This window comes from Streptococcus oralis (genome assembly GCF_018448765.2).
Classification (GTDB): Bacteria; Bacillota; Bacilli; order Lactobacillales; family Streptococcaceae; genus Streptococcus; species Streptococcus oralis_BM.
Genome location: NZ_JAHCMC020000001.1, coordinates 1,252,265 through 1,272,458 on the forward strand (window position 1 = coordinate 1,252,265; position 20,194 = coordinate 1,272,458).

Sequence of the window (20,194 nt, forward strand, 5' to 3'; positions counted from 1 at the left end):
TGAGGAGCCTGACTGTTCGGGAAGATAAAGGAGGAAGACTCATGGCTAAAGGATTCGCTAAAGGTCTTGTAACAGGTGTCGCAGGAACTGTCGCTGCCGTTGCAGGTGCGGTGTACGCAATTAAAAAGAAAGTGATTGAGCCAGAAGAGCAAAAAGCAGCTTTCATCGAAGAAAACCGCAAAAAAGCAGCTCGCCGTCGCGTATCACATTAATGCACAAAAGAAGTTGAGATTTCTCAACTTCTTTTTATTTTTTAAATAGCCAAATCAAACTTCAGCTGCGGCTTAACTGGATCGTAGTCGACCAACTCAAAGTCTTCCGCTTTGATATCAAAGAAATTAGTCCCATCAGGAACATTTAAAACCAAGCGTGGTTGGCAGTCTGACGGCTCACGACGGAGCAATTCCTCTGCTTGTTCAAACTGATTATCATAGATATGAAGGTTGTTGATAAAGTAGAAGAACTTCCCAACCTTCCAGCCGAAATGCTTGGCAATCATCATCTGCAAAGCTACGTACTGCATCGCGTTAATGTGGTGGGCCACCAACATATCATTAGAACGCTGAGTCAAGGTCGCATCTAGATAGATTTCCCCATCAACGCGACGGACATCAAACATGGTCTGAAAGGCGCATGGAAGGAGGCCGTCTGTCTCCTCAAATGCTTGGTAATCCCAGAGTGAGATGATATTGCGACGGTTCCAGGGATTGGCTTCCAACTGCTTGAGAATCTTATTAATGATATCGTGTTTCTTAACGACCGCACCGTAGCGTTCACCAATGGTTCCCGTATCTCCCACTTCCCAGTCATTCCAGTAGTGAACATTGTACTTGTTATTCAGCACTTCTAGGCTATTCGACTGATCCTGGTAGATCCAAAGTACTTCCTTGATAGCTGATTTGATTGCAATGGGACGCAAGGTTGTGATGGGAAATTCCCCCTTAGATAAATCATACTCGGCAAAGGCACCCGTTATGTACTTGGAATTGGCAATGGTCCCGTCCTTGTACTTAGGACGTGCTTGTTCAGAAAAGACACCATCTTTGAGGATTCGTTCAATATTCTCTTTAAAAATCGTATCTGCTTTTGTCATTTACTCTCACCTCATTTATTGTCCTAACTAGTATAGCATAAAAAAATCTTTTCTACATACTCAGATAATCGATGGCCTTTTTATATTTTTCTAATCGTTCCAAATCCTTGTCAGTGATAGAACTCAGTCTAGATAAATCTGAATTATGCTTCAAATCTGCTAATTTGACAACGCGTGCTAGGGGATTAGATTTCACATTTTCTAGATATGTTTGATAGTCTTGCCCCTTTTTCTTTGACAAAATCTGAACGGTAGCAACTACTGTTTCTGGTAAACCAGCTAGTAATAGTTCTTCAGCTGTAAAAGGACTATCCTCAATAACATCATGTAGCAGAGCCACTGCTTTCTCTTCTTCAGAATCAACTTGGCTCGCAACAAAAATTGGATGTTCTATATAATCTATCCCTGCCTTATCAAATTGCCCCCTATGAGCTTCCGTAGCGATAGACAATGCTAGTTCAAGCATGGGTTGTTTTGATGTGTTCATCTAGCGACTCCTTCCCAAAATTTAAACCTATTTCGTTTTATTCGATTTTTAAAAAAGAGCTTGATAAACACCAAGCTCTATTATCAATCTATCTTATTGCAATACAAGTGATGCTGCTCCGATAACTCCAGCGTCATTTCCTAGAGTTGCAAGAGCCAATTTTGTGGATGTGCGTACTTGTGGGAAGGTGTTTTCGTCATAAACCTTTTGAACGCCTTGAAGAAGGAATTCTCCCGCAGCTGACACCCCACCACCGATAACGATTGTTGAAGGGTTGAGGATGGAGCCGATATTAGCACAAGCAATTCCCAAGTAACGTGAGAAGTTACGGTAAACGATCAAGGCAAGGTCGTCCCCTTCTTTAGCCAAGTCAAAAACAGTTTTAGCAGTTACTTCTTCACCGTCATCAATCAAGCGTTTCAAGGCAGCATCGCCTTCGTATTCATCTGCATAACGACGAGTCAAGTTGACAATCCCTGTTGCAGAAGCAACTGTCTCAAGACAACCTTTCTTACCGCAAGTACATGCGATTGGTTGGTCAAAGTCAACAGTGATGTGGCCAAGCTCACCTGCTGCACCAGCCACACCGTGAAGCAGTTTCCCTTCTGCAACGATACCGCCACCAACACCGGTACCAAGTGTCATAAAGACAACGTCCGGTTGGTTGTCACCAGCACCCATCCAGCGCTCACCAAGAGCAGCTACGTTGGCATCATTGTCGATGAAGAATGGAATACCCAAGGCTTTTTCAATCTTTTCTTTAATCGGTTGAAGGGTTTTCCAGTTTAGGTTGTAGGCACCGATAACAGTCCCTTTTTCACGGTCAACCACACCAGGTGATCCCATCCCAATGCCTCGGAAGTCTGTAGCTGACAATCCAAGCAAGTCCAAACGATGCTGAATAGACTCAATCATATCATCTACAATATGGCTTCCTTCGTCCAAAATATTGGTCTTAATAGACCATTTTTCTTGGATTTCTCCCTCTTGAGTTAAAATTGCAAACTTGATAGATGTTCCACCAAGGTCAATCCCAATAATCTTTTGACTCATCGTCTTCTCCTTTTTAATTGAAAATGCTTACAGATATAGTATAACAGAATCGTCTGTTTTGTGCAAAGGTTTGCATTAACTTCCTAGAAATTATTCTGATTTATGGTTTCCAAAGGCCAGAACCATCTACGTAGTATCTGCCACCATCAACTCGCTCATTCTTTGCCATTTTACCATCTGATTTCAAATAGTAATTCCCTTGCCAAGTATTACGAGCGTATGAACCATCTGATTTCAAGTAGTACCAGGATTGATAAGAAGAGTCATAAATCCATTCACTTTGAGCCATTTTACCGTTCGCTTTGAGATAAAAAGCGCCTTGCCAAGCATTTTTGGCATAAGATCCATCTGATTTCAAATAATACCAAGCTTGGTATGATGAATCATAAATCCATTCACTTTGAGCCATCTTTCCGTTTGCTTTAAGGTAGTAACTTCCTATCCATATGTTTCGTACATATGAACCATCCGATTTGAGATAATACCATCCTTTGTAATATGAGTCATATATCCACTCACTCTGAGCCATTGTTCCATCTGATTTGAGATAGTAATCTCCTTTCCAAGAATTGGTTACTGGATTACCATTGTCAGAATAATAATACCAATATCCATCCTGCTTAACCCATCCACTAGAAGAAACTCTATTCTGTGGACTAGATTGGCGTGGTTTAAAAACACCTCGAGGAGCTTTTGAGCGTTCACAGGCAACTCCATCACCATCTTTGTCTAGTCTTGAAGAATATCCTGGCTCTCCTCTATGGATATCAGAATATCCATTTTCCCACGCTTCTGTACAATTTGAAAAGTGAATTGTATCATTAGCAAAAGTCGGTTGAGCGAGCATTATCAACGCAGAAAAGCTAGCTAGACCAGCTTTAAAAAGAACTGTTTTTTTCATCATTTCCTCCCATAAAATGACATCGTTTTCCTCTTATTTTATCAAACTTAATCCAACAATTCAACATATCCATTATGTTTTTTAGTTTATGAAGTTTATTTAGAATTCACTTCCAACTCATACAAACCTCTGACTGCGTTACAGCCATAGACAGCTTCTGCTTGGTTCAAGTCTGCCAAAGTCAGAACTTTTTCCTCTACCTGTCCCCTTTCTAGCAAATGCTGACGGTAGATTCCTAGTAAAATTCCTTGACTGGTAGGTGGTGTATAGAGTTTACCATTAATTTTTAAGGCCAGATTTCCAATAGAGGTCTCAAGTAGTTCTCCTGACTTATTGTGGTAAATCTTCTCTTGCTCTCCTAGGCTTAAATGTGGTCTATGAGTTGTTTTAAAGTAGGTAAATGATTGATTCAAATCTGCTTCTTGCAGACAAAGTTTGGCTTTGCAGAAACTTGGACTGAGAGGTGTTAAGATTTGGCGACTGAGTTTCATCTCTCCAGATTTGCTGATAGTAATTCGCAAGCGGTAGTCTTGGTGGGAATCACAAGCTTGACACTCTTCCTCTATCTTTTGTCTCAGGTTTTCTGGATCAAAAGGATAGGCAAAATATCGACTCGCCTTTGTCAGTCTTTCCAGATGTTGATCTTCAAACAGCAATTGTTTTTGGCTGATTTTCCCAGTTGTAATCAATTGGAAACGAGCTTGTTTACGATAGAGTACAGCCGCCTTTTGATGAACCTCTCGGTATTCAGATTCCCAAGTACTATCCCATGTAATCCCTCCGCCAACTCCATAGATGGCTTTTTCTTGGTACAGTTGAATAGTCCGAATGGCGACATTGAAAATTCGTCGCCCATTTGGAAGTAAGAGACCAATCGTTCCGCAGTAGACTCCACGCGGTTGAGGCTCCAAGTTCTTGATGATTTCCATGGTCGCAATTTTGGGTGCACCCGTTATGGAACCACATGGAAAGAGCGAACGGAAGATTTCAACTAGATCCACATCCGGTCGCAACTGACTCTTGATGGTTGAAGTCATCTGCCAAACAGTTGAATACTGTTCCACTTGGCAAAGACGCTCCACGTGCTCACTCCCCACCTCAGAAATACGGTTCATATCGTTGCGCAAGAGGTCTACAATCATCATATTTTCAGAGCGATTTTTAGGATCCTGTTCTAGCCAGCTAGCTTGGGCAAGGTCTTCTTGATCAGTCACTCCCCGCTGGGTTGTTCCCTTCATCGGGCGAGTCGTTAATTCTCGGTCATTTTGCTCAAAAAATAGCTCTGGACTCATGGAAATCACTGCCATCTCGTCATGTTCCACATAGGCATTGTAGCCCGCCTCCTGCTCTACCACCATACGATTGTAGATGGTAAAAGGATTGGCGTTTAAGTCTTGCTTGAGTTGGACGGTGTAGTTGACCTGGTAGGTGTCCCCTTGACGCAAATGATGGTGAATTTGGGCAATCGCCTTTTCATAGTCTGTCACAGATGTTACTTCCTGCCACTTTGAAGGCAGATCTACTTCCTCATAAGTCAGAGGAATAGGTGATGTTTCTACCCTATCATGAACTGTAAAATATAGCAGATACTCTGCCAGTAAAGGAGCTTTATGAACTGCTAATTTCTTCTCAAATGCAGGTGCAGCCTCGTAACTGACATAGCCCACCACATAATAGCCTTGTTCTTGGTAGCTTTCCACCTGAGCCAGCAAGTCCGCCACTTCTGCTAAATCTCTCGTTTTTAACTCTTTGATCGGCTGGGTAAAGGTGTATCTCTCGCCCAAAGCCCTAAAATCAATCACTGTTTTTCTATGCATACCTTAAGTATAGCACAAAAAAGCCGACCTAGAACAGCTAAATCCAGCTTTGTTTATTGATTTCTATAACGAAAAATCTTCTCTAAGTTGCTTTTTTCTACTTTTGGCAATTCTCCATCAGATAGCACCCCTTCTTCTTGTAAAAACTGATCTTATTTGGAGCACTTTGCACAAAAATTCAACAAAAAAGAACAGAGGAAGTCATGGTATCTATACCGTTGTTTCCTCTGTCTTTTGCTTTTCAGAAATTAAAAACCGAATTGTTTTTCTTTTACTACAGAATGATTTCACGACTTTCTGATAGAATCTTCTGGATACTGCGCACGCGCACCTCCAATGAGTTTTGGACGACTAGCTAGAGCCGTTACATGGGCATGCCCAATTTCTCTCAAAAGAGGACGAATCGGAACCTGAACATGCTTGACATGCATGCCAATCGCAGTATCTCCGATATCCAATCCAGCATGAGCCTTGATAAATTCGACCTCAACTGGATCCTGCATAAACTTGAAGGCTGCCAACTGACCCGAACCTCCTGCATGAAGTGTAGGAAGGACACTGACGATTTCAAGACCAAACTGCTCTGCCACCTGACGTTCAACGACGAGGGCTCGATTGACATGTTCACAACCTTGAACAGCTAGATGAATTCCTTTTTCCTCTAGGATATCTAGGATGGTTTTCACAATGATTTCCCCAATTTCTTGACTGGATTCCTTGCCAATCTGACCACCTATCACCTCACTAGAAGAAAGGCCCAAAACAAAGATAGCTCCTTGCCTCAAATTAGCCTTGTCTATTACATCTTCTACAATCTGGCTTGTTGCTCTGTGAATGTCTTTTTCCTTCATACTTGATACCTCTTTTGTCACTATCTATCATATCTTTTTTTACTGATTTTATCAAGGCCAACTAATCATTCTGATTTTTAAAAGCAAAACTCCCAGAATTGACTGGGAGTTAGCTAGCTGCTATTTTATTGAGGTATATTTCAACTGTCGTCCCTTTTGAAGGTACAGAATCAATCTTCATCTGGTAATTGTCTCCAAAATGAAGTTTGAGTCGTTGGTCGACATTTTGTAGGCCAACTCCTCCGCGTTTGAGCTGACTTTGACTACTATCGTCAGGATTTCGGAAGCCAACGCCATCATCCTCAATGCGGATGACAAGCCCTGTATCCTGTTTCTGAACAGAAACTTTAATATGGCCCTGACCTTCCTTCTCCTTGATGCCATGGTAAAGAGCATTTTCTACAAGAGGTTGCAACACCAGTTTAGGCAAGACTAAATTATCAAAGTCAGGTTCTTCATCAATCTCATACTCCATCTTATCACCATAGCGTTGTTTCTGGATAAAGAGGTACTGGCGGACATGATTGATTTCATCAGAAAGAGAAATCAAATCCTTTCCTTGATTGAGCGCCAAGCGGAAATAGGTTGCCAAGGACTTGGTCACCTGAACCACTCGCTGACTATCCTGAAACTCAGCCATCCAGATGATAGTGTCCAAAGTATTATAGAGGAAATGGGGGTTAATCTGGCTCGACAATGCTTGAAGTTCATACTGCCGGGTCGCTTCTTCCTGCCTGCGCACATCTGCCATCAACTGGTCAATCTGATCCAACATGGCATTAAACTGCCGAGTCACTTCTCTCAGTTCATAGGCGCCAGCTTCCTTAGCACGCAGATTTTGTGTACCAGAAGCAATTTCCAGCATGGTTTCTCTTAGATCCTTCAAAGGGGCAATCCAGCGTTTGAGACTGAACCACACCAAGCAGAGACAGGCAAGAAGAGATAAGGCACTAGCAGCAAGCAAGGTCCACATGAGTTGACTCCGAACCTGGTCTAACTTCTCCAGTGAAGACACACCTATAACCGTCCAATCAGTACCTGCAATCTGTTCCTGACTGACGTAGGATTGGTGATCCAGCGTATAGCCCTGACCCGTCTCAATGTAGGGTTTCATGGCCTCCATTTCACTCGCTGAGCTATAGACAGTACGTTTAGGATGGTAGACAAATTCATGGTTTACATTGATGATAAAGGCAAAACCCTGCTTACCCAACTGGAGTTGGTTGAGATAGGCTTCCAGAGTTTCGTAGGAAATATCCAAACGAAGCACGCCAAGATTGGCTCCCTTTGCATCAACAAGTTCCTGAGTAACAGAAATGACCCACTGACTATCTGATTTACGAGCTGGTGTCAAAACTGGCTTAGCTCCCTGATGAATGGCCTTTTTGTACCAATCCTCAGCCATCATATCTGAGGAAGTTTTCATCTGCACACTGTCATCTGTAGAAATAACCTGACCGGATTTGGTGACCAGTACCACCGTTTTCAAGTCCTGGTCTGCCTTTAAGATAGTCAAAAACAGATCTCGGATTCCCTTGACCTGGTCTTGGTTAGGATTCTCAGCATAGGCCAACACATCCTTCTGCTGGGTCAAACTGGTAGAGGTGGTTTCTAATTTTTTGATATAAGACTGAATAAAGTGGCTAGTCTGGCTAATGGTCGTTTGGCTATTGCCCTCAATAGTGGCCTCAATGGCTGAAGAACTAGATTGATAATAGAAAGTCCCGACCACAGCTAGGAGAATGAGAAAGACCAGAAAGATGGAAATAACCATTCTGACTAGGAGAGAAGAACGCTTCATCGGCCTTCCCCCTTCTTAAACTGACGAGGTGTCACACCTGCAATCTGTTTAAAACGTTGAGTAAAGTAGTTCATATCTTCAAAACCAACCTTTTCGGCTATCTCATAAACCTTTAAATCCGTGGTAAGAAGCAAGAGCTTGGCCTGTTTGACACGCTCTCTCACCAGGTAATCCTGAAAAGGCAGGCCCAACTCTTTCTTAATTAAGGAACTCAAATAAGTCGGACTAAAACCTAGGTCACTGGCCAAAGACTTCAAACTAAACTGACTGTCAGCTAGATGGGACTGGATTTTCTGAGCAATATTTCCCTCAAACTTATCGGTTAATAAATCTTGTAACTGCTCTTCTTTTTCTTCCTTGTCTAGTTTTTGCTTGATTTTCTCCAACATTTCCTCAATATCCTGACGAGAAAAGGGTTTGAGCAAGTAGTCATCTACACCGAGTTTGACGGCAGACAAGGCATAATCAAAATCATCGTAACCTGTCAAAAAAACTAGGTGCACCTGAGGATAGGTTTCTCGGACCAGACTGGCCAACTGGATGCCATTTAGCTGAGGCATGTTGATATCGGTTAAAATGATATCTGGCACCTGCTTTTGAATCAAGTCCCAAGCCTGTCTTCCATTTTCAGCCTGACCGATGATTTCCATATCGTAGGCCGCTACATTGACCAGCTTGGTCAAGCCTTGCCTTACCAGATACTCATCTTCTACGATTAAGATTGTGTAGGTCATGCTCTGCTCCTTTACCACTTACTAGTATCAGTATAGCAAAATTCTCCACTAACTGCTTAGGAAAGACTTCTTAATCAACATAATCTAGTAAATAAGCATAACCTTTTTCTTCCATTTGGGCTTTGGGAATAAAGCGGATAGAAAGACTATTGATACAGTAGCGCAAGCCCCCCTTGTCCTCTGGACCGTCCGTAAAGACATGGCCAAGGTGAGAATCTCCAACTCGGCTTCTCACTTCCATACGCGTCATATTGTAGGACTTATCTTCCTTGTAGGTGACAACATCTGGACTAATTGGTTGGGTGAAACTAGGCCAGCCACAACCAGACTCAAACTTGTCCTTTGATGAAAAGAGGGGTTCACCAGTTGCGACATCCACATAGATACCGGATTCAAATTTATCCCAGTAGCGGTTTGAAAAAGCTCGTTCTGTTTGATTTTTCTGGGTAACTGCGTACTCCTCAGGTGACAAGGTCTTTTTCAATTCCTCATCACTTGGTTTAGGATATTTGCTGGCATCAATGACAGGATAGGCGGCCTGATTGACATTGATATGACAGTAGCCATTTGGATTTTTCTTGAGGTAGTCTTGGTGATAGTCCTCAGCCACCACAAAATTCTTCAAGTTTTCCTTTTCAACTGCCAGAGGTTGGTCGTATTTCTTAGCCACCTCATCAAAGACTTGGTTGATTACTTCCAAATCCTTGTCATCTGTGTAATAGACACCCGTACGGTACTGGGTCCCCACATCATTTCCTTGTTTATTTTTGCTGGTTGGATTGATAATGCGGAAGTAATGAAGCAGGATTTCCTTGAGGGAAATTTGCTTGGTATCATAGGTGACATGGACAGTCTCTGCATGTCCTGTTTGATTGATCAATTCGTATTTGGTTGTTTCCCCTCTACCGTTCGCATAGCCTGAAACGGCATCTGTCACTCCAGGCACGCGTGAGAAGTATTCCTCCACTCCCCAGAAACAACCTCCAGCTAGATAAATTTCGTGCAAGTCTGCGTCTTTGCTCACTTCTGTTTTTTTCACTGTTTTTGCTCCTTGGCTAACTGATGCTTTCTCAATTTGCGAGCTATCTGTCTGCCCTGTATTTCGCATCAATAGAAAATAGAAACCAGTTATGGCTAGGAGAATGACCCCTGCCAAGACAAAAAGTTTTACTTTATCATTCATAGCCTTTCTCTACCCCATTTCTTTCAATTCTTTTAAAATCATTTCCTTATCCATAAAACCTGGTTGCGTTTTGACCAGCTTGCCTTCCTTGTCTATAAAGGCTTGAGTTGGGTAAGAACGAACACCATAACTTTCCAAGAGTTTACCTGATGGATCAATTAGAACTGGGAAATTTTTATAATCCAAGCCCTTGTACCAATTCTTAAAGTCCGCTTCCGCTTGTTCTCCCTTGTGCCCAGGAGATACCACTGTCAAGACCACATAGTCATCACCAGCTTCTTTAGCGATTTCGTCCGTATCTGGAAGGCTGGCTAGACAGATGGAACACCAAGAAGCCCAGAATTTGAGATAGACTTTCTTGCCTTTGTAATCAGACAAACTATAGGTCTTGCCATCTACACCTGTCAGTTCAAAATCAGCGACTTCCTGACCTTTAGTCGCAGTTTGTGAACTAACTTGTTCTGTTTTGGATTGCTCCTTCATAGTAGACTCGTCTGACATGTTTTTAGCCGAACAGGCTGCCAAGCAACAAATTGAGCCTACTCCAAGGAGACATGTTTGCCATTTTTTCATTTCTTTTTCCTCTCTATTCAAATAATGTAGTCAAAATGGAAGCATTTCCCAAAAGCACCAAGATTCCCATCACGATAATGAGAAAACCACCGACTTTTTTGAAGGTTCCGAGATAAGGATGGAGTTTTCGGAAATGTTTCAAAACATAGCTGGAAGCAAGAGCTAGAACCAAAAATGGTAGCGCCAAACCCAGCGTGTAAATCAACATGAGACCAGCACCCTGCCAAGCTCCTGAACCACCTGAAGCCGCCAAGGCCAAAACAGACCCCAGAACCGGCCCCACACATGGCGTCCAAGCAAAACTAAAGGTTAACCCCAGTAAAAATGCCTGACTATAGCCGTTACCCTTTTGCCCTTGTCTCTTTAATTGTAGCCTTCTTTCCTTGTAGAGTCCCTTCAAATGTAAGACTTCCATCTGGTGCAAGCCCAAGAGAATGATAATCGCACCCGTCACATACTGAAACCAAGAAGCATACAGCAAATTGCCTAAAAAACCAGCTCCATAACCCAGTAAGATAAAAACAAAGGAAATCCCCGCTATAAAGGCCAGAGTTCGCAATAAACTTACAACTGAGATTGAAAATTTTCCGCTAGAAGCCTGAGCATCATTCTTATCATCCAATAAGACTCCTGCATAGACTGGCAACAAGGGTAAAATACAAGGAGAAAAGAAGGAAAGAATTCCAGCAAGAAAAACACTAATAAAAAAGATTACATTGTCCATTGCCTTCCTCCATTCTTTGATTTGATAGGTCTATTATATCCCCAAAAATCCAGAAAAAACAGGGACAATGATAGGGAAAAATAGGAATTTAATCAGTTTATTTAGAAATCTGGCACAAAAAAAGCCAGACAAGGTCTGACTTTGGTAGATACAGAAAAGAAAATCACCTGTCTTCCCTACTTATCTGGTAATAAATAAGGTCCGCAATATAACTTTTTCTCTCTACATCATTGGTAATGGTTTTTAGATAGGACATTCCCGCTTTTTCCATCACACGACCTGAAGCTGGGTTGAGACTGGCATATCGTGCTCTGACTTTTTGAAAGCCTGCTTGAGTAAAACAGAAGTCTAGCACAGCTTTCAAAGCCTCTGTCATCATACCTCGGCCCCAAAAGTTTTTTCCTAAAACATACCCAATTTCACAACTTAAATCTTCCTCGTGCATTTCAATGATGCTGATATCTCCTATCACATGCTCAGGGTTTTCTTTGAGACAAATGGCCCATTTGTAATAGTTGGGATTGGTATAGGATGCAACCCAATTTCGAATCGAATTCCGAGTCACCTCAACATCAGGATGAGGATCCCAGGTGACATAGGTCAGATTCTTAGCAGACGAAGCCCAATTTTGAAACATGGCTTCCGCATCACTCTCCACAAATCTTCTTAAAATCAAACGTTCTGTCTGTAACATTTGCGTACCGATTGCTTTCATCATGTTACCTCGCTTTCTAAGCTTAAGGCTCAAGCTAAAAAAGTCCCCCCCCGGACCTTCTCTCACTTTCTTATTTCAAGGTGAGAGGCTGAAAACCTCCACTGGAGGTTATTCTTGCTTCCTAGTTTCTAGGCAAGAAGCTAAAAAGGTCCACAGGATCTTTTTACTCCCAAAAGTCATCAAATACGGTGATGGGTAGGTGGCGTTTGTGTTGGCCTTTGTGCCACCAGTTTTCGATAGTCGCTTGGGCTTCTGGGCTGATTGTTTTTCCTTCTAGGTAGTCATCAATCTCTTCATAAGTGACTCCCAAGGCTACTTCGTCTGCAATACCTGGTTTTTCTTCTTCCAAATCTGCTGTTGGGATTTTTTCATAAAGAGCTGGGTCTGCACCAAGTTCCTTCAAGAGTTGTTTCCCTTGGCGTTTATTGAGGCGGTAAAGAGGGAGAATGTCTGCACCACCGTCACCAAACTTGGTAAAAAAGCCTGTGATATTTTCCGCAGCATGGTCTGTTCCAATGACAGCTCCGCTATGGGCACCCGCAAGGGCATATTGGGCAATCATACGACTACGAGCCTTGAGATTTCCCTTGTTAAAGTCTGAAACAGGACTTCCTGTCGCTTCGACTGCAGCTGTCATAGCATCAGCTGATTCCTTGATATTTACAACTAGACTGACATCTGGCTGGATGAAAGCAAGAGCTTTTTGAGCATCTGCCTCATCTGCTTGCACGCCATATGGCAGGCGGACAGCAATAAATTGGTAGCTGTCATCTCCTGTCTCTGCTCGCATTTCTTCCATAGCTAATTGCGCCAAGCGCCCTGCCAAGGTTGAATCCTGACCCCCAGAAATCCCTAGTACAAAGGTTTTAAGGAAGGGGTGTTTTTTCAAGTATCTTTTTAAGAAGTCAATCGAACGACGAATTTCTTCCTGGGCATCAATCACTGGTTTGACGCCCAGTTGCTGGATAATGGTCTCTTGCAAACTCATTCTTCTTCTCCTTCACCAAGGGCTTCTTTGCGCATCTTATCAATCAAGTCCATCTTATCTTGCCAAATATCACGCGCCAAGTCTACCGGATAATGTTGCGGATTGAGAACCCGTTTATACTCATCCCAAAGCTTGTCAAATTCCTTACGGGCATAATCCTGAATCTCAGTCAAACTAGGCAAGTTGTAAACTAATGTTCCTTCTTTGAAAATATCCACCAAGAGAGGAACGGCATCAAAATTTCGAACGGTCTTTTTGATGTAGGTATAAGTTGGATGGAACATCTTGATTTCTGTCATGTCACTCACATCCACACCATCATAAGTGATATAGTCGCCTTCTGACTTGCCTTTTTCACGACTGGTAATGCGCCATACCTGCTTCTTACCTGGCGTAGACACTTTTTCCGCATTATTAGACAGTTTGATGGTATTGCGCATCTGACCATTCTCATCTTCGATAGCTACAATCTTATAAACTGCCCCAAGAGCTGGCTGATCATAGGCTGTAATCAGCTTGGTTCCCACACCCCAAACATCAATCTTGGCCTTTTGCATCTTGAGGTTGAGGATAGTATTTTCATCTAGGTCATTAGAAGCATAAATCTTAGCCTCTGTAAATCCAGCCTCGTCCAGTTGCTGACGGACTTTCTTGGAAATGTAGGCAATATCTCCAGAGTCAATCCGCACACCCATAAAGTTAATCTGATCACCCAGTTCACGCGCCACCTGAATAGCAGCTGGCACACCGATGCGAAGGGTGTCATAAGTATCTACTAAAAAGACACAGTCACGGTGGGTTGCCGCATAGGCCTTGAAGGCTTCATAGTCGTTTCCATAAACCTGTACCAAGGCATGGGCATGAGTCCCCAAGACAGGAATGTCAAAGAGTTTACCCGCACGCACGTTGCTGGTTCCATTGGCACCACCAATCACCGCTGCGCGTGTTCCCCAGATAGCTGCATCCATTTCTTGCGCACGACGTGTCCCAAACTCCATCAAGGGTTCATCTTCAATGACTGAACGAATACGTGCTGCCTTGGTCGCTATCAAGGTTTGAAAGTTAACGATGTTCAAGAGAGCCGTTTCGACCAATTGACATTGGGCAAGAGGGCCTTCAACCTGTACAATCGGCTCATTAGCAAAAACCAAGTCCCCTTCCTGGGCAGAACGAACCGTCAACTCCAACTTGAGATTGCGGAGGTAGTCTAAAAATGCCCCATGATAGCCAAGCGACTCCAAGTAGGCAATATCGCTATCTGAAAAGCGCAAGTCTTTAAGATAATGTACAATTCTTTCCAAACCAGCAAAAACTGCATAACCGTTCTGAAAAGGTTGCTGGCGGAAGTAAACCTCAAAGACCGCCCTTTTATTGTGAATTTCTTGGTCAAAGTAAACTTGCATCATGTTAATCTGGTACAAGTCCGTGTGCAATGTCAAACTATCATCTGGATACATCTGTTTTCCTTCTTCCTTTTTTACAAAGGTATGAACGTATTCTACCACTTTCACACCATCCGATAAATTAGTACTATTATAACACATTTTACCAAGATTGATAAAAAGCTAACAAGCTATTCTCCATTCTCCAGTTCATCCATATCTTGCTCAAACTTTTTTTGAGCCCATTCTCCATAACTTTTAAGGCCGAGATTGCCGATAAAAACCCAAGGAAGATAAATCAAATAAGTAATGGCCCAAGCAGACAAGTATTTGAAGTTCAAAGGATTGTGCTGATAAATTTCGATATTGAATTGATAATTCTGCAACATCAAGAGAGTCGTAATAGCAAGAGTTACCAGCAAACACCCTACAATTGTAAAATGAAAACGACTATAGTAGGTCACTCCAAGTTGTCGTGCACGATTGAAAAAGAAGAAAATTCCTAAAAGAAGGGTAACCAGAAGAATATTAGGATTAAAAAGAGCAGGTGCTAATACAGCCACCAAATAACTTAGCAGAATGAGCCCGATAAACACATTAAAAGACTCTATCCCAGCTTTGTTAATCAGTTGTTCTTCCCTTTCGTCTAATAATTGATAATAAAAAAATCTATTTTTCATCTTCTTCCTCCCAAACTTGCTGATTTCTGCGATTCAAGTATAGGATAACTCTATCCATAGAAAAACTCCCAACGAGATAGATGATAACTGCTAGAACCACTTTTAGGGAGTACTTCCAAGTCAATAGATTGACCAGTTCCTCGCGATTGCCTACGATATCAATCAATAAAATCACTATAGAAAATCCCAAAGCAGATAAAATTCTTTCTTTTCCAGTATTCTCAACAATATCTCGAATATCAATTCCTACATACATGCGGCGAATAATGGCATACAAACCAACTTCGATCAATAAAAGTAATTCTGGCAAATAGGATAGAAGCGTTAAATTAAAAATATAAACTTTGGCAAAAATTTCCAGTGCCAAAAATAAGCACATTCCCAAGAGAATTTCTCCTGAAATCTTTCCATCCAATTTTTCCGTACGTTCATCTTTGATCACAAGCTTTTTTCTATCCTTCATCTTCTTCCTCCCAAAATAATTGATCTAAAGTTTTGCCTAAGCATCTGCAAATGGACTGGCAGAGGGAGAGACTAGGATTGTATTTCCCTGCTTCTATCAAGCCGATAGTCTGCCTAGTAACACCTACAGCTTCTGCCAAATCCCCTTGTGTTAAATCACGCTCCACCCGAGCTAATTTTAATTTTAAATTTTTAGCCACTAGCGTCCTCCTTCACATTTTTAAAAAGTTGCGCTTCTTTTAAAAACATTATACCATATATCTAACTTAATGCAATATATAAATGTCATTTTGTAAGATTTTATTAACAAAAAAACTCTCTACTACAAAAAATAGAGAGCGTTTTAGAAAAAATATTAAACATCATTGAGAGGTTAAGTGCAATAATACAAGGAGTAATTGTATTTCTTGTGTTTTTGTTTTTACATCTTCTTTTGTAATTATCCTAGATCCATTATGTACAGATAAGTTTAAAAATGCAACAAAAGCATTAACTTCACTTTGAGACTGAATAGATTTATATATGTTTAATAGTATCTGCTTATCTTTATCATCAAGCTGTGAATCCTTGATGATATCTTCTGCCATTGAAATAACTTTATTATAGTTCTTTGATAAATCTGTTTTCTTTTCTTCTTCAATGTTATTTAATATATCATTAACAGTCAGTTCAATAAGTGTTCTATAAGAAATAACAGGAATAATACTGTAATAGGTCTTAAATAACTCATTAATTTCATTTATTAAAACTTTAATATCTGGAGAAAAATTTGGAGTTCCGGTAATTGGCAATCTAATCAAGGACTGTTGTAATTGTTCAGGTTTTATCTCATACTCCTCAGATGATTTTATCCTAAAAGTAAAATCACCTTCATACTTGAGATTAGTAACTTTATCCTTTGCACTTACTGTTATGGTTTGCTCTCCAGTTCTTCCAAATCTAATTTTTCCTTTTCTATTATCGTATCTGATTGTATTATTCCCATTTGTTTTTATATCGGGCTCTATTCTCTCCCATGCAGTTCCAAAACTATTATACAAAGTGAAAATACTATCTAAATCGTAATCAATATTACATAATAAATCTATTTTATTTACATCTATGTTAGGCTGAATTGGATTTCTTAAAATTATCCTTATAGAAATTATTGTGGAATCTGTCTCTTTCTTAATCAACCATTCACCTTCTTGTGTTTCATTAAATTCATTAACTTTATCACCATTAAAGCGAATTTCTGTTGATTCTGCGATTAGATCTTGTAAATTAATAGTCTCATTGTTTAATTCATCTTTACCAATCCATACTTCAACTGTTCCTAAATCGTTTGTTTCTTTAGCTTTTGGAATGATATCTAGCAAAACTTCCCTATCAAATAGAGTACATTTTAATTGATTTTCTTTTTTCTCAAAAATTAGAGAACCTTTTAATTTAAAGTCCTCCTTAATATATTTTTGAATATTTTTTAAAACTGAAGTATCCTCTTCAGGAATTTGAGTCTGTTTGAATGCATCAATCTTTTTAATCTCACTCCTTAATGAATTCCCCGTTCTTTGAATCTCTTCGTTTAGATTTTCAATAAAATCCGTAATTTCATCTGTAAGTCTATTCTGTGAAAATTGTGTCCGGTCTGAGTTAAATTGCATTAATGGACTGCTAGATTTAATAGATATATATCCGACCAATTGTCTTAAAACTAGCGAATTACGTTTTCTAGCCATAATTTCCGTATCAAATAAATGATAGTTATTAAATAAATTATTATTAATAAATACTAACGGCGTAATATCATTAGTCGTTTGAGGTTTGTAAAATACTGAATTTATTTTATCTTTTCCGCTACGTCCTTGGCCAAAATCAAAAGCCATTAAATCAATATCAACTATATAATCATCAAAACTATACTCATAATCATCAAAACTATACTCAAAATCACTAGAGTAAATTAAAATACTATTTTTATAATAATTAATCTTTTTATCTTTAGAAGAATATTTTATTCTAAAAAGTTGATGATCCTTTTTTCCTTGATTTGAAATATCTAAATTTACATCACTCGAATATGTTTTGTCGTCCAATGTTAAATTAATGATGAATTTTTTATCTATTTTTATTCCTTCATCCGATACCTTGCTTGATACAAAAGAATTAAGAATTTTCTTTCTACTACTTTCATTAGCTAGTGTTGTTATTAAAGATTTTAAATTATAATCATCTACATCTATAACTATTTGTGTTCCTTTAAACTCTTGATCACTAATTTTTATATTTAATTTATGATCTGGTAAATTGTACTCATTTTTTAAATTTTCAAAATCAACTCCAAATTCAAAAATTTGGCTATTTTTACCTGTTTTCCATAGTACTCTGTTCCCAAACCTAAAAACAGATAAGAATCCCAACCCCTTTGAACCTTGTGTTAAACGTTGAGTATCTCCATAAGCAATAACTGCCCCGTACTGCTTTTCACTGCTTGATATATGGAATAATTTCTTAATTCCTTCTGTATCCATACCAATACCATAATCTCGAATAATGAGGGTTTTTGAACTCGAGTCCAATATAATATCAACACTGGGAGAAAACGCATCGTACGCATTTTTTATTAACTCATTTAATGCAATAATATTATTAGGAATTTTTTCTGATAGTTCACTCAATATATTACCTGCTACAGTAATAGGTACTTGTTCAACTTTATTAGGCATCTAAATCTCCTTTATTTTTCTTAATATCAAAACATATTCTTGATTCATTGATTCCACTGATTTATCTTTTACATTCGATAACCTTCTCGGCATTCTCTTAATAGGTATATTTCTTGTAATAGATGCTTCTAATTCAAATCCAATACTCTCAAAAAATTCTTGAGTAACTTTAGATAATGGAACCGTTTTATTATCAACTCGTCGATTGCCTAAAGTTAAAACAATTCTCTTGTCCTTTTTTATAATTCGTCCCATTTGTCCCATTACAGCCAAATAGTCCGTTATAAAATCCACAACTTTCTTTCTCTTATCAGTAGCTATGCTTTCAACATACATATTTAAACAATCTGATTGATAGTTTTGTTTAATTCTTCTAATTCTCCCCCCTAAACTATTCGAGTCAATACTTGAATAATTATCTATTAATTTCTCGTCAAAACTTTCCATATCTTTTCTGTCTATCCAGTAAATTGGTAACATAGAATACTGTCCATATGTTACAGTAGTTGAATTATCTCCATAAGGAGGAGAAGTTACAATCAAATCGACAGAATCGCTCTTCATTCCAAATAAAATATCTTCCGATTTTCCTATTTTTAAATCAATTTTTTTACTTCTGTTATAATCAGGTAAATATTGAGAGTATTCGTTAATGCTCTTTATAAAATCTTCAACGATGTGGTTTTCCATCTTTTCAATAGCGCTTTGCTCTTTTATATGCAATTTAAATGTTGAACTTCTTGTATTACTGTATTTTTTTAAAATATTAATTAAACACACCCAATAATACTGTCTTACGTATCTGTATTTTTCTCTCTGAATAGCACTACGAATTTTACTAAACGTTATTATAAAATCTTTTCGATACCATTTTTCTATATTATAAAAATAGTGTTTGTCAAATTCAAAACTATCGCTTTTTAAAAATTGCTCAATTCTATTGTTTGCTACATCTATATATATTTTGTTAACACCTTGCAGCTTAACTTTTGTAATAAGATTAGCTAAAGGGTTAATATCTATGCCAATCGGAGAAAGGTTATTCTTTTCGCCCTCTACTAGTGTTGTTCCAGAACCATGAAAAGGATCAAGAATATTTGTAATAGATGAATCTTCACTTTTAATTAGTTTAATTAATTCATATTGCATATCAGGAACCATCGTAGCTGGATAAGCACTAATTTTATGTATACCTGAAGCAGTTACATTTTTAAAGTCCCAGTAATCAATTTCTTTTTCTTTTATTTTATCTACTAAATTCGACTTCAATAATTTAGCCCCCGACTAATATTTTTCTATTATGCACCCTAAGTATAGCATAGAATTTTTTGAACGTAAAGAAATAATATAATTAATCTGTTAAGGAAAATTAAATGGCTTTCTATTAACAAAAAACTCTCTACCACAAAAAATAGAGAGTGTTGTGTTTAAATATAGGATTTCAAAATATCAACGACATCACTTCTTTTCTTGACCTGATAGGCCTTGATGCCCAATTTCTGAGCTGCGATTGTATTGTCCTCAATATCGTCTAGAAAGACACAATTTGCGGGATCTAGCTGATATTTTTCGAGAATCCCCTTAAACATTGCCAAATCAGGCTTTATAGCTTTTATATCACAGGATAAGACAAAGCCATCTAAAAGTTCTTTTAAAGGAGATAGTTGCTCTTCCAGCAAGTCATAAAATACCTTTGAGGTATTGGACAAGACAAAGATGCGATGCCCCTTTTTCTTTAGTTCTGACAAGACAGGAAAGACTTCCCTATAAATGTCAATGTAGCTAGGCCAATTCCAGATAACTTCTTCGACCTTCTTTTGATAGGTCCTGCCAATCATTGACACAACTTTAAGCACCAACTCTTCTCTCGTCATGGTTCCAAGATCTAATCTTTCCCAAAGTCCCGACTGAAAAATGGCCTTATCTAAAACCAAATATCCTTCCTTCGTATCCGAAACACCTTGTAAAATTTTATCCTTGTTCCATTCTAATAAAACGTTGCCCATATCTAGTATGATATCCATTAGCCCACCTCCATAGTGATG

General features: G+C 39.2%; 21 protein-coding genes. 1 reads left to right on the forward strand and 20 read right to left on the reverse strand.

The annotated features are described in order from the left end of the window. Nucleotides 1-41 precede the first annotated feature (41 nt). Complete coding sequence (locus KIH88_RS06160; protein WP_001051782.1) at nucleotides 42-212, forward strand: DUF3042 family protein; 171 nt, start codon at nucleotides 42-44, stop codon at nucleotides 210-212. A gap of 41 nt (nucleotides 213-253) precedes the next feature. On the opposite strand, the gene KIH88_RS06165 is transcribed toward KIH88_RS06160, so the two are convergent. The 20 genes from KIH88_RS06165 to KIH88_RS06260 all read right to left on the reverse strand — a co-directional run bounded on the left by KIH88_RS06165 (nucleotide 254) and on the right by KIH88_RS06260 (nucleotide 20,173). Then, entirely contained in the window at nucleotides 254-1,093 is an 840-nt protein-coding gene (locus KIH88_RS06165) for a thymidylate synthase (protein WP_213988089.1), read from the reverse strand. A gap of 52 nt (nucleotides 1,094-1,145) precedes the next feature. After that, a complete protein-coding gene (locus KIH88_RS06170) occupies nucleotides 1,146-1,580 on the reverse strand; it encodes an HD domain-containing protein (protein WP_109290124.1) in 435 nt (144 codons plus the stop codon). A 93-nt stretch (nucleotides 1,581-1,673) separates the two neighbouring features. Next, nucleotides 1,674-2,633: an ROK family glucokinase gene (locus KIH88_RS06175; RefSeq protein WP_000078548.1), complete on the reverse strand. Its 960-nt coding sequence runs from the start codon at nucleotides 2,631-2,633 to the stop codon at nucleotides 1,674-1,676. 100 nt (nucleotides 2,634-2,733) lie between these two features. Continuing rightward, entirely contained in the window at nucleotides 2,734-3,534 is an 801-nt protein-coding gene (locus tag KIH88_RS06180) for an excalibur calcium-binding domain-containing protein (protein ID WP_213988090.1), read from the reverse strand. 95 nt (nucleotides 3,535-3,629) lie between these two features. Further along, entirely contained in the window at nucleotides 3,630-5,351 is a 1,722-nt protein-coding gene (gene pabB, locus KIH88_RS06185; RefSeq protein ID WP_213988091.1) for an aminodeoxychorismate synthase component I, read from the reverse strand. Between the two features lie 287 nt (nucleotides 5,352-5,638). Next, entirely contained in the window at nucleotides 5,639-6,202 is a 564-nt protein-coding gene (locus tag KIH88_RS06190; protein WP_213988092.1) for a TIGR01440 family protein, read from the reverse strand. A 109-nt stretch (nucleotides 6,203-6,311) separates the two neighbouring features. Continuing rightward, nucleotides 6,312-8,003, reverse strand: coding sequence for a cache domain-containing sensor histidine kinase (locus KIH88_RS06195; RefSeq protein WP_213988093.1), 1,692 nt, complete (start codon nucleotides 8,001-8,003; stop codon nucleotides 6,312-6,314). Beyond that, entirely contained in the window at nucleotides 8,000-8,737 is a 738-nt protein-coding gene (locus tag KIH88_RS06200) for a response regulator transcription factor (RefSeq protein WP_213988094.1), read from the reverse strand. Before KIH88_RS06200 ends, KIH88_RS06195 begins: the two co-directional genes overlap by 4 nt. Before the next feature lie 70 nt (nucleotides 8,738-8,807). Further along, entirely contained in the window at nucleotides 8,808-9,920 is a 1,113-nt protein-coding gene (gene msrB, locus KIH88_RS06205) for a peptide-methionine (R)-S-oxide reductase MsrB (RefSeq protein WP_213988095.1), read from the reverse strand. 9 nt (nucleotides 9,921-9,929) lie between these two features. Next, nucleotides 9,930-10,493: a redoxin family protein gene (locus tag KIH88_RS06210; protein WP_213988096.1), complete on the reverse strand. Its 564-nt coding sequence runs from the start codon at nucleotides 10,491-10,493 to the stop codon at nucleotides 9,930-9,932. Between the two features lie 13 nt (nucleotides 10,494-10,506). Then, entirely contained in the window at nucleotides 10,507-11,217 is a 711-nt protein-coding gene (ccdA2, locus tag KIH88_RS06215; RefSeq protein ID WP_213988097.1) for a thiol-disulfide oxidoreductase-associated membrane protein CcdA2, read from the reverse strand. A gap of 163 nt (nucleotides 11,218-11,380) precedes the next feature. After that, nucleotides 11,381-11,932 carry a GNAT family N-acetyltransferase gene (locus tag KIH88_RS06220; RefSeq protein ID WP_213988244.1) on the reverse strand — a complete coding sequence of 184 codons (552 nt, stop codon included), beginning with the start codon at nucleotides 11,930-11,932 and terminating at the stop codon, nucleotides 11,381-11,383. A gap of 163 nt (nucleotides 11,933-12,095) precedes the next feature. Next, complete coding sequence (nadE, locus tag KIH88_RS06225) at nucleotides 12,096-12,920, reverse strand: ammonia-dependent NAD(+) synthetase (protein ID WP_213988098.1); 825 nt, start codon at nucleotides 12,918-12,920, stop codon at nucleotides 12,096-12,098. Further along, nucleotides 12,917-14,377 carry a nicotinate phosphoribosyltransferase gene (locus tag KIH88_RS06230; protein WP_125841381.1) on the reverse strand — a complete coding sequence of 487 codons (1,461 nt, stop codon included), beginning with the start codon at nucleotides 14,375-14,377 and terminating at the stop codon, nucleotides 12,917-12,919. The genes nadE and KIH88_RS06230 overlap by 4 nt, the downstream gene beginning before the upstream one ends. 116 nt (nucleotides 14,378-14,493) lie before the next feature. Beyond that, the gene (locus KIH88_RS06235; RefSeq protein ID WP_125841382.1) at nucleotides 14,494-14,982 is read right to left on the reverse strand and encodes a DUF6773 family protein; all 489 of its coding nucleotides are present in this window, start codon (nucleotides 14,980-14,982) and stop codon (nucleotides 14,494-14,496) included. Then, nucleotides 14,972-15,445 carry a DUF6773 family protein gene (locus KIH88_RS06240; RefSeq protein WP_125841383.1) on the reverse strand — a complete coding sequence of 158 codons (474 nt, stop codon included), beginning with the start codon at nucleotides 15,443-15,445 and terminating at the stop codon, nucleotides 14,972-14,974. The genes KIH88_RS06235 and KIH88_RS06240 overlap by 11 nt, the downstream gene beginning before the upstream one ends. Further along, nucleotides 15,435-15,644, reverse strand: coding sequence for a helix-turn-helix transcriptional regulator (locus KIH88_RS06245; protein ID WP_213988099.1), 210 nt, complete (start codon nucleotides 15,642-15,644; stop codon nucleotides 15,435-15,437). The genes KIH88_RS06240 and KIH88_RS06245 overlap by 11 nt, the downstream gene beginning before the upstream one ends. Nucleotides 15,645-15,806: 162 nt before the next feature. After that, nucleotides 15,807-18,149 carry an ATP-binding protein gene (locus tag KIH88_RS06250; RefSeq protein WP_213988100.1) on the reverse strand — a complete coding sequence of 781 codons (2,343 nt, stop codon included), beginning with the start codon at nucleotides 18,147-18,149 and terminating at the stop codon, nucleotides 15,807-15,809. Then, on the reverse strand, nucleotides 18,150-19,418 hold the full coding sequence (locus KIH88_RS06255; protein WP_213988101.1) for a DNA methyltransferase: 1,269 nt from the start codon (nucleotides 19,416-19,418) through the stop codon (nucleotides 18,150-18,152). It lies immediately after the preceding gene. Nucleotides 19,419-19,576: 158 nt separating this feature from the next. Then, nucleotides 19,577-20,173: an HAD family hydrolase gene (locus KIH88_RS06260; protein ID WP_125840733.1), complete on the reverse strand. Its 597-nt coding sequence runs from the start codon at nucleotides 20,171-20,173 to the stop codon at nucleotides 19,577-19,579. Between the last annotated feature and the right edge of the window lie 21 nt (nucleotides 20,174-20,194).

Coding starts and splice junctions, on each gene's coding strand:
- KIH88_RS06160 (WP_001051782.1), top strand. CDS start 42: ATGGCTAAAGGATTCGCTAAAGGTCTTGTAACAGGTGTCGCAGGAACT.
- KIH88_RS06165 (WP_213988089.1), bottom strand. CDS start 1,093: ATGACAAAAGCAGATACGATTTTTAAAGAGAATATTGAACGAATCCTC.
- KIH88_RS06170 (WP_109290124.1), bottom strand. CDS start 1,580: ATGAACACATCAAAACAACCCATGCTTGAACTAGCATTGTCTATCGCT.
- KIH88_RS06175 (WP_000078548.1), bottom strand. CDS start 2,633: ATGAGTCAAAAGATTATTGGGATTGACCTTGGTGGAACATCTATCAAG.
- KIH88_RS06180 (WP_213988090.1), bottom strand. CDS start 3,534: ATGAAAAAAACAGTTCTTTTTAAAGCTGGTCTAGCTAGCTTTTCTGCG.
- pabB (WP_213988091.1), bottom strand. CDS start 5,351: ATGCATAGAAAAACAGTGATTGATTTTAGGGCTTTGGGCGAGAGATAC.
- KIH88_RS06190 (WP_213988092.1), bottom strand. CDS start 6,202: ATGAAGGAAAAAGACATTCACAGAGCAACAAGCCAGATTGTAGAAGAT.
- KIH88_RS06195 (WP_213988093.1), bottom strand. CDS start 8,003: ATGAAGCGTTCTTCTCTCCTAGTCAGAATGGTTATTTCCATCTTTCTG.
- KIH88_RS06200 (WP_213988094.1), bottom strand. CDS start 8,737: ATGACCTACACAATCTTAATCGTAGAAGATGAGTATCTGGTAAGGCAA.
- msrB (WP_213988095.1), bottom strand. CDS start 9,920: ATGAATGATAAAGTAAAACTTTTTGTCTTGGCAGGGGTCATTCTCCTA.
- KIH88_RS06210 (WP_213988096.1), bottom strand. CDS start 10,493: ATGAAAAAATGGCAAACATGTCTCCTTGGAGTAGGCTCAATTTGTTGC.
- ccdA2 (WP_213988097.1), bottom strand. CDS start 11,217: ATGGACAATGTAATCTTTTTTATTAGTGTTTTTCTTGCTGGAATTCTT.
- KIH88_RS06220 (WP_213988244.1), bottom strand. CDS start 11,932: ATGAAAGCAATCGGTACGCAAATGTTACAGACAGAACGTTTGATTTTA.
- nadE (WP_213988098.1), bottom strand. CDS start 12,920: ATGAGTTTGCAAGAGACCATTATCCAGCAACTGGGCGTCAAACCAGTG.
- KIH88_RS06230 (WP_125841381.1), bottom strand. CDS start 14,377: ATGTATCCAGATGATAGTTTGACATTGCACACGGACTTGTACCAGATT.
- KIH88_RS06235 (WP_125841382.1), bottom strand. CDS start 14,982: ATGAAAAATAGATTTTTTTATTATCAATTATTAGACGAAAGGGAAGAA.
- KIH88_RS06240 (WP_125841383.1), bottom strand. CDS start 15,445: ATGAAGGATAGAAAAAAGCTTGTGATCAAAGATGAACGTACGGAAAAA.
- KIH88_RS06250 (WP_213988100.1), bottom strand. CDS start 18,149: ATGCCTAATAAAGTTGAACAAGTACCTATTACTGTAGCAGGTAATATA.
- KIH88_RS06260 (WP_125840733.1), bottom strand. CDS start 20,173: ATGGATATCATACTAGATATGGGCAACGTTTTATTAGAATGGAACAAG.